The organism is Nocardia sp. GCM10030253, from assembly GCF_042675075.1.
Lineage (GTDB): Bacteria > Actinomycetota > Actinomycetes > Mycobacteriales > Mycobacteriaceae > Nocardia.
In genome coordinates, this window is sequence record NZ_JBHTDL010000005.1 from 21,337 (window position 1) to 35,931 (window position 14,595).

The 14,595-nt window shown below is 66.9% G+C and carries 1 pseudogene; it reads right to left on the reverse strand.

What is annotated here, in order from left to right:
* Positions 1-21: 21 nt before the first annotated feature.
* Positions 22-14,463, reverse strand: a pseudogene (locus tag ACFQZZ_RS08520) (amino acid adenylation domain-containing protein); the annotation flags it as partial.
* Positions 14,464-14,595: the final 132 nt, after the last annotated feature.

Sequence of the window (14,595 nt, forward strand, 5' to 3'; positions counted from 1 at the left end):
AGTGAAATCGATCACTTGCGGTCAGAGATCGGCGGCGGCCGCCCCGTCTCCGAGCGGTGTCAGAGCAGGGTCCGGCGATCCTGCCCACATCTCGGCCAGCACCGAACCGATGCGAGCGAGCGCCGCGTCCGTTGTCATCCGCCAATGCGTCTCCGGCACGGCGAAGTCACGCACTGCGCCATCGACCACGTCGGCCCAGGTCGCGGCGCCCGACCCGCCGGTCGGCACATCGTGGGCCGCGGTGAAGTACACGAGGTCACCACGGAATGGGCGCCCACGGTAGTCATCCATGAGAGATGCCGACCGAATGCCGGCGTCCACCACTCGGGCGATCCGCTCGGCGCCGAACGAGGCGAACGGCTCCGGCAATCCTGCCAACTGCTCGGCAAGCCTGGTCGCGTCGAACTCCGCATCGAGGCCGAGTTCGACGACCCGATCGCCGAACAATCCACCCAGCAACTCGGCAATCGGTAGCGGCGCGGGAGTGGTGTCCGCTTCGACGACCGCCACCTCCTCCCCTGCGACATTCAGGTAGCTGTCCATCATCGCCAGCAGACCGACCTGCTCGCCCTCGTCTTGCAACTGCAGAGCTATGGCATGTGCGATGACACCGCCGAGCGACCAGCCCAACAAGTGGTATGGCCCCTCCGGCTGCACCGAACGGATCTCCTTGACGTAGCGCCGCGCCCAGTCCTCGATCGAATCGGGCAGCGCCTCATCCGACCCGAGCGAGGGTGACTGCAAACCGTAGATCGGACGCTCCTGGTCGACGTGCGCGACCAAGCCCGCGAACGACCAGGACAGACCGCCGATCGGATGAATGCAGAACAACGGCTCGCGCGAACCCGACCGCCGCAGTGGCAGCAACACGTCGAACGCGGACTCTTCGGCGAGCTGGCCGCCACGGCGGCGCTCCACCTCGGTGGCAAGCGCCGCCGGGGTAGGTGCGGTGAACACCCACATGACCGGGATACGTTCGCCGAGCGCCTTGCTCAGCAAGCTCACCAGCTTCGTAGCGGCCAACGAGTTCCCGCCGCGCTCGAAGAAGTTGTCATCCAACCCGATTCGACTGTTCCCGTCGGCGATCTCGGTCAGACCGAGCACCTCGGCGAACGTACGCGCAACAATCTTCTCGACCGGCGTCGACGGCGCACGGAACTGCCGCGCCGCGAATACCGGTTCGGGCAGAGCTCGACGGTCCAGCTTGCCGTTGGAGGTCAGCGGCAGCTCATCGAGCACGACAATCGCCGATGGCACCATGTGCGAGGGCAGACTCCGCCCGGCATGCTCGGTCAACTGCGCCGGATCAGCGATCCGGCCCGGCACCGCCAGCACATACGACACCAATATCGTTGCGCCGGAGGCATTCTCACGGCCCATCGTGACCACGAACTCGACATCGGCGTGCGCGCCGAGTACCGCGTCGATCTCACCGAGTTCGATGCGGAAGCCACGCACCTTCACCTGGAAGTCGGTGCGCCCCAGGTACTCCAGTTCCCAGGCCGCGGCGCCATCGCGACCCGGTACCCAACGCACCAGGTCACCGGTCCGGTACATCCGATCGCCCGGCTGACCCCAGCGATTGGCGGTGAACCGATCCGAGGTCGTAGCCGCGCGCCCGAGGTAACCGCGCGCCAGCGCGGCACCGGCCAGATACAGCTCACCCGCTACACCCGGCGGCACCGGGTTCAACCGCCTATCCAATACGAAGGCCGACACCCCCCGCACCGGTGCACCGATCGTGATCCGTTGCCCCGCGGTCAATGTCACGAACGACGATGTGATCGTCACTTCGGTCGGACCATAGCTGTTGATGTAGCGGCGACCCGGCTGCCATTTCGCGAGCAACTCGGCAGTCGCCGCGTCACCACCGGTGGCCACCACCTCGAGCTCGTCCAACCCGTCCGGATCGACCGTCCCCAGCATCGCGGGCGTGATCATCGTGTGGGTGACTCGCTCGGCCCGCAGCAACTCGGCCAATTCGATGCCACCGACCATCGTCGGCGGTGCGATCACCAGCGTGGCGCCGGTGGCGAAGGTGTACAGCCACTCCTCCACCGACTGATCGAAGCTCGGCGAGCACACATGCAGGAACCGATGGTGCGACTCGAGTTCCAGCAACTCGACCGCGTAGGCGACCAGTCCACCGAGACCGGCGTGCGTGACCGCTACGCCCTTCGGCAGGCCCGTCGATCCCGACGTGTAGATCACGTATGCCCGCTGCCGCACGTCCAACGGCGCGATCCGCTCCGCATCGGTGACCGGATCCGCGGACTTCGCCGCGCACAGCTGCGCCATCGAGGGGTCATCCAGCACCAACCAGGCCGCGGCGTCGGGCAGCCCATCGGCGAATTCGGCGACGGTAATACCAACGGCCGCAGCCGAATCGGTCACCATGTGCCGAATCCGATCCGCCGGATACATCGGATCGACCGGCACATACGCGCCACCGGCCTTGGCCACCGCCCACACCGCGGCGATCATGTCGTAGGAACGGCGCATCGCAAGCGCGACAACCGTTTCCGGACCGACACCGCGTTCGATCAGTACCCGAGCCAACCGGGACGAGAACTCGTCGAGCTCGCCGTAGGTGACCGACCTGCCCGCATAACGCACCGCATCCCGATCGCGCCCGAAGCGCACGCCCCTGGTCAGCAGCTCCGGCAACAATGCACTGTCGACGGCGGTGCTATCGGACTGGGTCAGCAGTGCGTATTCGTCCTCGCCCAGCCACGGCAGATCGCCGACCGGCGTACTCGGCCTGGCGGCAACAGCTTCCAGCAACCGAACGAAACGCCACGCGAACGACTCGGCTGTCGCGTGGTCGAACAGATCGCGTGCGAAGGTGAATGTGCCCGACAGCCCGGCACTTTCGGCGCCATCGCCGCTCTCCCGCAGGATCAACGACAGATCGAGGCGTTGGGTGTCCATCTCGATATCGGGCGCGCCGACCTGGAGCGAGACCTGGAACAGCGGGTTGCGAGCGGCGGATTGCTCCGGGCTCAGCAATTCCACCACTTGCTCGAACGGGATATCGGCGTGCGCAAAGGCCTGCAGATCACCATCTTCGGTCCGCGCGACCAGGTCGGCAAAGCTGAGTTCACCGGGCACCCGCGTGCGCAGCACCACCGTGTCGGCCGGGCCGTGATCGGCCGCAGGCGTACCGATCGCAATATCGTCGCTGCCCGACAATCGCGCCAGCAACACCGCGAACGCGGCGTGCAGCACCGTGAACATGGTCGTGCCCTGTTGCTCCGCGATCAGCTGGAGCCAGTGCCTGACCGCCGCTTCGATAGCGAATTCCACCCGGCCCGCGGCATACGACGGCACCGCGGGCCGCGGCCGATCCACCGGAAGATTCAGCTCGTCCGGCAGACCCGCCAACGTGGTTCGCCAATACCTGGCCTGAGTAATCACGTCCCGTCGCTCGGCATCGAGCAGCAGGGTGGTTTCCGCCAGCGTGCGCTGCGGCGCCCCGACGAACTCGCCGAGCAGAATCCGCAACCGGTCGGTGACGGCCTGTGCCGCCACATCGGTGACGGTGTCGCGCCGGTACACCACCTTGACCCGCAGCCCGGTGTTCACTTCGATGTCGACCGAGAGCGGATAGTGGGTGAAATCGGCCGATTGCAGTCCGGTCACCGCCAGCCCGTCGATGTCACTGCCTGCCTGCTGCAGCCCGTCGGCATCGACCGGATAGGACTCGAACGCCATCAACGAGTCGAACAGATCCCCCACCCCGGCAAGCCGCTGTGTATCGGCCAACCCGAGATAGTGGTGATCCAGCAGCGCGGCCTGTTCGCCCTGCAGCCGGACCAGCAACTCTTGAACCGTCGCGTCCGCATCCAGCCGGACCCGCACCGGAATGGTGTTCACGAACAGGCCGACCATGTCGTCGACACCGTCGAGCTCTGGTGGCCGTCCCGAGACCGTCGCGCCGAACACGACATCATCGCGATCGGCACTGCCGCCGATCACCAGACCCCACGCCGCCTGCACCACCGTGTTCACGGTGACCTCGGTCGCGGCCGCGAACGCCGTCAACGCCGCCAGCTCCGAAGTCGACAGCTCGAACGTGTACGTCCCGAATCCGTCCAGCGGTGCCGCGGGCGGCAGCAGCGCCGGGGCGAGCAGGGTCGGCCGCACGCCGGCCAGTGCCGCACCCCACGCGCCCAGCGTGGCGTTCCGATCCCGACGCGACAACCACGCCAGATAGTCGCGATACGGGCGAACCGGGGCGAGCAGCGACGCGTCTGCGCTCGTCGCGTAGAAGATCAGGAGATCCTTCATCAACAGCGGCATCGACCAGCCGTCCAGCAGGACGTGATGCGCCGTCAGCACCAGCTGAGTACGCCCGGATTCGGTGCGGTACACCGTGAATCGCAGCAGTGGCGCCACCGCGGGATCGAAGCCGTTCACGCGGTCGCGCTCGAGCAGCGCGGGCAACTCCGCGTCGGGCACGGCATCGACTACTCGCCACGGCACCGGTACCGCATCCGTCACCAACTGCACCTGGGTGCCGTCCGCGGCGGTCACAAAGGCAGTGCGGAGGTTCGCGTGCCGGTCCAACATCGCCTGCGCACTGCGACGCAGGCGATCCACATCCACATCACCGGACAGGTCCACCGCCAGCTGGATGATGTAGGCGTCTACCGACCCGTCGAGCAGTTCCATGAGGAACAGCAGCCCGGACTGCAATGGCGACAACGGAAGCACATCGACCAGGCCAGGGCGAGCCTGCCGCCACCCGTCGAGTTCGCCCTGGGAAACCCGCACCAGCGGCACATCCGACGGCGTCAAACCACCGGCGGCGGGGTCATGCACATGCCTGGCCACCGAGGTCATCGCGGCCACCCAGTCGTCGGCCAGCTCACGCACCGCGGCTTCGTCGATGACAGCCGCGGCATACGCGAACGACACGTCCATCCGCGGGCCGTTCGGCGTGTCGACCACGATCGCGTTGATATCCACCACCGCGGTAGCGGGCATCAGCGGATCCTGCTTGGCGACAACGTCGCCGAGGTCGCCGGTCGGCAGCCAGCCCGCATCGGCGAAGCCCTCCGGCACACCGCCTGTGGATACCCGGCCGAGATAGTTGAAGCCGACCTGTCCGAGATCACCGTCGAGCGCGTCGGCAGTGTCCGGATTGAGATAGCGCAGCATGCCGAAGCCGATGCCCTTGTCGGGTACCGCGAGCTGCTGCTCCTTGACCGCCCGCAGCACAGCCGCGGTCGTCACCCCACCGGCAAGTGCCGCGTCGGTATCGATGCCGGTCAGGTCGACCGCCACCGGGTACACGCTGGTGAACCAGCCGATGGTGCGGTTCAGATCGGCGCCGGGGACCGCGTCTTCCTCACGGCCGTGGCCTTCGAGTCGCACCCGGGTAACCGGTGCATCGATTCCGCGCCGCGCCCGCCACGTGCGCACCGCCAGCGCGAGTGCGGCCAGCAGGCCATCGTTGACGCCGCCTCGATACAGCGCGGGAACCGTGGTCAGCACGGCATCGGCGACCTCGACCGGCACTTCGACGGTGATCCGCTCGACAGTCGACTGGGTATCGACAGCGGGATCCAGTGCGCGGGCCCCGAGCAGCGGATCCGGCGTGGCCAGCACACCTTGCCAGTAGCCGAGCTCGCCGACTCGCGAAGCCTCGGAGGACATCTCGACCAAGCCGTGCGCCCAACGCCGGAACGACGTACCGACGGTCGGCAATGCGACCTGCTGCCCCGCGGCGCGCTGTGCCCATGCCATCACCAGATCCGGAATCAGGATCCGCCACGACACTCCATCGATCACGTAGTGATGGGCCGCGACGGTGACAGCATCACGCGCGCCCGGCCTGCGCAGCCAGGTGAACGTGATCATCCGGCCGGCCGCGGGATCCAGCGCTGCGAGCGCGGAATCCATTGCAGCGTTGCCGATTCGGTTCAGTTCGGCCGCGTCGACACCCTCGGGCACCTCGACCTCGGTCACCAGCGTGGCCACGTCGACCGCCTCCGTGGCCAACGCCTCGAACCGCCATTGCCCATCGACCTGCCACACCCGCGAGCGCAGCATGTCGTGGTGGTCGAGCACGGCGCCGATCGTGGCAAGCAAACCCGAACGATCAATGCCGGCGGGCAGATCCAGCACCACGGTTTGCGCGAACCGGCCGAACGAACCACCGGCGAGGAACCCCGCGAGAACAGGCATCAGCGGGACCTCGCCGACGCCACCGCCGGGTAGTTCGGCCAGCACCACCGGTGCGGAATCCGCGCCGAGCACCGCGACCCTTGCCAACTGAGCCACCGTGCGCTGCTCGAACACATCCCGCGCGGTGAACACGATCCCGGCCGCCTTGGCGCGCGACACCAGCTGGATCGACATAATGCTGTCGCCACCGATCGCGAAGAACGAATCCTCGACGCCGACCTGATCCACACCCAGGACCTCGGCGAACAATTCGGCGAGCCGCGACTCCATCGGGCCGACCGGAGCACGCGACACCGTGATAGTGAACTCCGTCTCCGGCAACGCCTTTCGGTCGAGCTTGCCGTTGGAGGTCAACGGAAGTTCGTCGAGCACGACAATCGCCGAGGGCACCATGTGCGACGGCAGAATGCCCGCCGCGTAGTGCGAGAGCTGGGCCGTATCGATGCTGTGGCCCGGTACCGCGAGCACATACGACACCAGCGCCGTCGTATTCGCCGCTGTCTTTCTGCCCACCGTGACCACGAATTCGACATCGTCGTGCCCGCCGAGCACCGCGTCGATCTCACCGAGCTCGATACGGAAGCCACGCACCTTCACCTGGAAGTCGGAACGCCCCACATAGTCGAGTTCCCAATCCACCGATGGCAGTGAGACATTCCCGGCCCGCTGCTCCGCAGGCGCATACCAGCGCACCACGTCGCCCGTGCGATACATCCGTGCACCCGGCGCACCCCACGGATCTGCGACGAACCGCTCCGCGGACAGCCCGGCGCGGTTCCAATAGCCGCGCGCCAACCCACCACCGGCCAGGTACAACTCACCCGCGACACCAGGCGGCACCGGATTCAACCGCGCATCCAACACCAGCGCCGACATGCCGTGCACCGGCTTACCGATCGTGATGTGGCGCCCCGCAACCAGTTCCGCGTACGAGGAAATGATCGTGGTCTCGGTCGGGCCGTAACCGTTGTAGTACCGACGACCCGGCTGCCACTTCGCCAGCAGCTCCGGTGTCGTCACATCGCCACCGACGGAGAGCATTTCCAGCTGGTCCAGCCCGGCCGGATCCACGGTGCCGAGTACCGCCGGAGTGATGATCGCGTGCGTCACCTCTTCGAGGCGGAGCAAGTCGCCGAGTTCTTGGCCGCCGATAATGCTCGACGGCACGATCACCAGCGTCGCACCGACGGAGAAGGCGCACAGCCATTCCAGCACCGAGGGATCGAAGCTGGGCGAGCAGATATGCAGGAAACGGTGTTTCGGCTCCAGCCGGTACAGCTCGACGGCGTGATCGACCAGCCCGCCCAACCCGGCGTGTGTCACCGTCACGCCTTTCGGCATGCCTGTCGACCCGGATGTGTAGATCACATACGCCGGATGCTGCATCCGAAGCGGCGCGATCCGCTCCGCGTCGACCACCGCATCGGCGGACTTCGCCGCGCACTGCGCCGCCGTGGTCGGCGCGTCGAGCACTAACCACTCCACATCGTCCGGCAGCCCGTCGACATGCTCGGAATCGGTGATGCCGAGCACCGAGCTCGAGTCCGTCACCATGTGGCGGACCCGGTCGTCGGGATGCGCCGGGTCGACCGGCACATGCGCGCCGCCCGCCTTGGCGATCGCGAGCACCGCGAGAACCATCTCGTAGGAGCGTGGCAGTGACACCGCGACCGGCTGCTCCGGACCGACGCCGCGATCGATCAGTACCCGCGCCAACCGTGAGGAGTGCTCGTCGAGCTCGCCGTAGCTGATCGACCGTCCCTGATGCCGCACCGCGATCCGGTCCGGCCCGAGCGCGACGCCCTTGGTCAGCAGATCCGGCAGCAACCCGGTACCCATCACCTCGTCGCCGTGCACATGCGTCAACAGCTCGTACTCGTGCACCCCGAGCAAGGGCAGGTCACCGACCGGCGTTTCCGGGCCGCTCGCGATCCTCTCCAGCAGTCGCAGGAAACGCTGCGCGAACACCTCGACGGTGCTCTGGTCGAACAGATCGCGCGCGAAGGAGAACTCGGCCGCCATGCGGCCGTTGTCGTTCCTGTCACTCGATTCGAGGATGGTCAGCGACAGATCGAACTTCGCGATCTCGACGCCCGAATCGACCGCGCCGACCCGCAATCCAGGCAGCTCGAAGTCCGTGTCCGGCAGATTCTGGAATGCCAGCGACACCTGGAACAGCGGATGACGGGCCGTCGACCGCTCCGGGTTCACCAGTTCGACCAAGCGCTCGAACGGCAGCTCGGCATGCGCGAACGCCTGTAGGTCCGTGTCCTTGGTGCGAGCAAGCAACTCGCCGAAGGTCAGCTGTCCCGACACCTCGGTGCGCAGCACCAGGGTATTGACGAACATGCCGATCACGTCGTCGAGTTCGGCCTCGCCGCGGCCCGCCACCGGTGTGCCGATCGCGACGTCCTCGGTGCCGGACATACGTGCCAGGAATACCGCGAGTGCGGCGTGCACAACCATGAACAGCGTCGCGTTCTGATCCCGGGCCAGCTTCCGCAGCGCGAGGTATAGGTCACCGTCCACTGCGAACGAAACCCGGCCGCCCGCGAAGGACGCGACCGCGGGGCGCGGGCGATCCGCGGGAAGATTCAACTCGTCGGGCAGCCCTTCGAGCGCTGCGCGCCAGTACCCGATCTGTGCCGCGAGCAGGCTCTCCGGATCGGCTTCCGACCCGAGCACATCGCGCTGCCAGATGCCATAGTCCGCGTACTGCACCGGCAGCGGCGCCCAGTTCGGCTCCGCTCCATTCGAACGAGCGGCGTACGCCACCATCACATCTCGCGTAAGCGGCCCCATCGACCAGCCGTCGGCGCTGATGTGATGCGCCACGACAACCAGCACATGCTCGGCGCTCGGCTGCGCCGCCGGATCCGCGCCGACGACCTCGAAAAGCGCTGTCCGCAGCGGCAGCTCGGTGGTGACATCGAATCCGCGGGACATGACCTGCCCGATACGCTCGAGGAGCGCGTCTGCCTCGACCCGCTGCGGGGTCAGATCCGGCAAAGCCTCGTGGACCGGCAGGATTCGCTGAACCGGTCCGTCCGAGGTTTCCGGGTAGACGGTGCGCAATACCTCGTGCCGTGCCACCAGGTCCGCGATCGCCTGCTGGAGGGCCTCGACATTCAGCTCACCGGTGAGCCGGATCGCGGCGGGCAGGTTGTAGGCGGGCGACGCCGTATCGAACTGGTTGAGGAACCACATGCGTTGCTGCGCAAGCGATAGCGGGATCCGCTCCGGCCGTTGGCCCGCGACCAGCGCTGTGCGCCCACCCATGTCGGCATGCCGCTCCAGCTGGACGGCCAATGCCTCGACGGTGGCCGACTCGAAGATCAGCCGAACCGGCACCCGGGTGTCGAGCGCAGTCCCGATTCGTGCCACCACCTGGGTGGCGACCAGCGAATTGCCGCCGAGGGCAAAGAAGTCGTCGTCCGCGCCGACCCGCTCGACACCGAGCACATCCGCGAACACGCCTGCGACGATCTCCTCGATCGGGGTGGTCGGCGCCCGGAATTCGCGAGCGGTGAACACCGGCTCGGGCAGCGCCTTGCGATCGAGCTTGCCGCTCGGGTTCAACGGAAAGGCGTCCAGCGCGACGATCCTGGCCGGAACCATATAGACGGGAAGGGTTTCCGATATCGCCGCCAGCAATTGCTGCTCATCGATCGACCGGCCGGGAGCGGGCACCGCGTAAGCGACCAACTGATCACCCAGCGCCGAGGACGTGACAACGGCCACCGATTGGCTCACCGCCGGCTGCGCGAGCAACGCCGTCTCGATCTCCCCGAGCTCGATCCGCTGACCGCGGAACTTGACCTGAAAATCGGTGCGGCCGAGGTACTCCAGCCGCTGCGGTGCCGCCGGGGTGGCGCCGCGCCACACCACGAGGTCACCGGTGCGGTACATGCGCTCGCCGGACCCGAACGGGTTGGCGACGAAGCGATCCGCCGTCAAGTCCGGACGGGCCACATACCCGCGCGCCAACTGATCACCGGCGAGATACAGCTCCCCCGCCACCCCGGCGGGCACCGGACGCAACCGCGCATCGAGCACATAGACCTGGGTGTTCCACTGCGGCAGGCCGATCGGCACGGTCAGCCGGTCCTCGGCGCCGGCCTGCCAATACGTCACCGAGACCGCTGCCTCGGTCGGACCGTAGAGGTTGTGCAGTGCCGCAGCGGAAACGGCGCGCCACGCGGCCACAGTCTCCGGCGGCAGCGCCTCACCGATCACGAATACGTCCCGCAGCGTCGGGAGAGCGCCCGCCTCGGCATGCGCGGCGAACACCGTCAACATCGACGGCACGAAGTCGGTAACAGTAACGCCCTGAGCCGCAATGGCTTCCGCGATGTAGGCGGGATCCCGATGACCGTCGTGCGTGGCGACAACCAGTTTCGCTCCGGCCCGCAGCGGCATGAAATAGCCCCACAGTGACACATCGAACGTGGTCGCCGTCTTCTGCAGATACACGTCCTCGGCACCGAGCGGGTACTCGGCGAGCATCCAGGTGATCTGGTTGTGGATCGCCGCATGCGATACCGCGACGCCCTTCGGACGACCGGTCGAGCCCGAGGTGAAAATGACATAGGCCGGGTGCTGCGCCGACAACGGCCGCAGCAGTTCCGTCGGTTGAACCGGAACACCGGCGAACACGGAAACGTCCACCACGTCCAGATACAGCACCCGCGTACCGTCCTGCACCGCAACGGCATCGGCGGTAGTGGTGACCACGCAGACGGGCTGCGCGGTGTCGAGAATATGGGCGATCCGCTCGGCGGGATGATCCGGATCCAACGGCACGTATGCGCCGCCCGCGGTCACGATCGCGTACATACCGACGACCAGGTCCAGCGAACGCCGGACGGCGAGACCCACCAGTGATTCCGTGCCCACACCCTGCGAAATCAGCAGCCGGGCAAGCCGATTGACTCGCTCATCGAACTCACGATAGGTGAGCTCGGCCCCCTCGAACGCCACCGCGACCGCATCCGGATGCGACGCGACCGCCCGTCGGTACCCATCGAGCAACAGCTCGGGGGCGATATCACGGTGAGTGTTGTTCCAGTCGGCCAGGATTCGGTGGCGTTCGGCGTTCTCGAGCAGATCGATATCGCCGACAGCTTGCTCCGGATCCGCGATCACGGCGGCGAGCAACCGCTGCCAGCGCGCCGCGAACTCGGCGATCGTCGGCTCGTCGAACAGATCTGTGGCGTAGCTCAGGGCCGCGGGCAACCCGCCCGCCTCGTCGGGCTGCACGGTCAGCTGTAGATCGAACTTGGCGACTACTCCGTCGAAGTCGAGCGCGCTGGCGGTCAGCCCCGGCAGTTCGATGCTGGGTGAGCCCAGGTTCTGGAAGAACAACGCCACCTGGAACAACGGATGATGCGCCTGCGACCGAACCGGATCGAGCACCTCCACCAGGCGCTCGAAGGGCAGTTCGGCGTGCGAGAACGCCGCCAGGTCAGTCTCTTTGGCGATGGCGAGTACCTCGGCGAACGACGCACCCGGCTCGATCGGTGTCCGCAGCACCAAAGTGTTGACGAACATGCCGATCAGATCGTCGAGTTCACGTTCGCCACGGCCGGCCACCGGTGAGCCGATGGTGATGTCGTCGGATCCCGAGAGCCGGGCGAGCAGCACCGCGAATGCGCTGTGCACCACCATGAACAGTGAGACACCGCGGCGCCGCGCCAACTCGTCGAGACCAGCGCGCACCTCGGCGGGTACCTCGAACCGGTACAGCCCGCCGCGCCCGGAAGCGATCACGGGCCTCGGTCGATCGGCAGGCAACTCCAAACGACTGGGTATGCCTGCCAATGCCGTACGCCAGTAATCGATCTGGGCCGTGGCCATCGAATCCGGATCGGCGTCCGAACCAAGGATCTCGCGCTGCCACAGCGTGTAGTCCGCATATTGCACCGGCAGTGGCGCCCAGTCCGGTTCCGCGCCTGCGCGTCTGGCAAGGAAGGCGGTGGCCAGGTCTCGCACGAACGGTGAGATCGAGGCGCCGTCGGCGGCGATGTGGTGCACGACCACCGCGATCACATAGTCGTCGGGGCCGAGTTGCGCGAGCGAGATCCGCAGCGGAACCTGTTGCGCCACATCGAAACCGGCGGCGGCGAACTCGGTGAGCCAGGCGGTGAGCGCCGACTCGGCCACCGGTTGCGGGGTGAGGTCCGGTGTCGCGTCCGCGGCCGAGCGCACCACCTGATATCCGGTGCCGTCGATGTCGGGATACACCGTGCGCAGCGTCTCGTGCCGCTCGATGACATCGGCAACCGCGGCCTGCAACGCGACCGCGTCCAAGTTTCCGGTCAACCGGAGGACGAACGGAATGTTGTTCGCCACCGACGCGGTGTCGAACTGGTTCAGGAACCACATCCGCTGCTGCGCGAGCGACAACGGAATCCGCTCCGGACGCGGACGGGCGACAAGGGCCGTCCGACCACCGGAGCCCGCATGCTCGGCCAACACGGCGGCCAGCCCCGCAACGGTCGGCGTCTCGAACAGCCAGCGCGGCCGGACGCGCGTATCCAGCGCCGCACCCAAACGGGCCACCAACTGGGTGGCGATCAGTGAGTTTCCGCCGAGTGCGAAGAAATCATCGTCGGCACCGACCTGCTCGTCGGTACCGAGGACTTCGGCGAACAAGCTCGCCACCAGCGTCTCGATCGGACCCGAGGGGGCACGGAAAACCTTGGTACGCAACTGCGGTGCCGGCAACGCCCGGCGATCCAGCTTGCCGACCGGCGTCAGCGGAATCTCGTCGAGCACCATGATGACGGTCGGCACCATATGAGCGGGCAGGCTCCGCTCGGCCACTGCCGTCAACCGCACCGGATCTACGGACCTGCCGTTCGCCGGGTGCACATACGACACGAGAATCGTGCTGCCGCTGTCGAGTTCGTGCCCGACGGTGACCGCGAAGTCGGCGGTCTCGTGGGCGGCCAAGACCGCATCGATCTCACCGAGTTCGATACGGAAGCCACGGATCTTCACCTGGAAATCGTTGCGCCCCAGGTACTCCAACTCCTGGTCCGCAGTCCGGCGGACCAGGTCACCGGTGCGGTAGAGCCGCGAACCGGGCGGGCCGAAGGGATCCGCGACGAACCGGGCGGCGGTCAATCCCGGCCGGTCGTGATATCCGCGCGCCAGCTGTGCCCCGGAGATATAGAGCTCGCCTGCCACCCGGTCCGGAACCGGAGCCAGTTGATCGTCCAGCACGAACTCGGTGATCGCGCGGATCGGCCCACCGATCGTTACCGGCGCATCGGGCGTCATCGGTGCGGAGATGTTGGTCATGATGGTGGTCTCGGTGGGGCCGTATCCGTTGAAGAACTCACGAGTTCCACCGGAAATCGGTAATACCCAGCGGCGCACCAACTCCGGCGGGCACGCTTCGCCGCCGGCCACCACGACACGCAGCTCGTCGAGCCCCTCGGGCGGCAGCGACGCGAGTGCGGCCGGGGTGATGAATCCGTGCGTCACCCGCTGCCCGCGCAACAGCTCGGCGAGCTCGGCACCGCCGTATACGGTCGGCGAGACCACCACCATCGTCGCGGCGCCACCGAGTGCGAGCAGCAACTCCAGCACCGACGCGTCGAAGGACGGCGATGCGAAATGCAGGGTCCGCGACGCGGACGTCACCCCATACCGCTCGCGCTGTTCGTCACAGAAACTCGACAGGCCGGCCTGGGTGACGACCACCCCCTTCGGCAGGCCCGTCGATCCCGACGTGTAGATCACATAGGCGGGATGCTCGGCGCGCAACTGACGTACCCGATCCGCATTGATGACCGGATCCGCCGGATACTGGCTCAGCAGCTGCCCGAGCTCCGGAGTATCGATTTCCAGCCAATCGACCCGGCCGGGCAGGTCGGAGCGCACCGAAGCCACGGTCACCCCGAGCACAGCTCCGGAGTCGGAGACCATGTGCTCGATACGATCGGCCGGATAATTCGGGTCGACGGGGACGAAGCCCGCACCACACTTCGCGATCGCCCACACCGCGACCACCGACTCCACCGACCGCGGAATACCCACCGCGACAAGATCTTCTGGTCCGATCCCGTAATCGATCAGCAGCCGGGCCAGTCGGGTCGACCGGTCGTCGAGTTCGGCATAGCTCAGCTGCGCGTACGTCGTCGTGGCATCGGCGAAGACGAGTGCGACACCACCGGGGTTCGCCTCGACGGCGGTCGCCATCAGCTGCGGCAGGGTGGTGACGCGGGCTTTGCGGGTTCGGGTCGGACGTTCGCGAGTCGGGCGGCTCATGCCACCGTCACCGTTCGATGGCAGTACCCCTGGGCTCCTCGCCCATCCCCGAACACACCGAGCATTGCAGAACTCTTCCTACCGCTTGTCCAACGCAAGAACACAACTCACTGAGGCATACGCCAC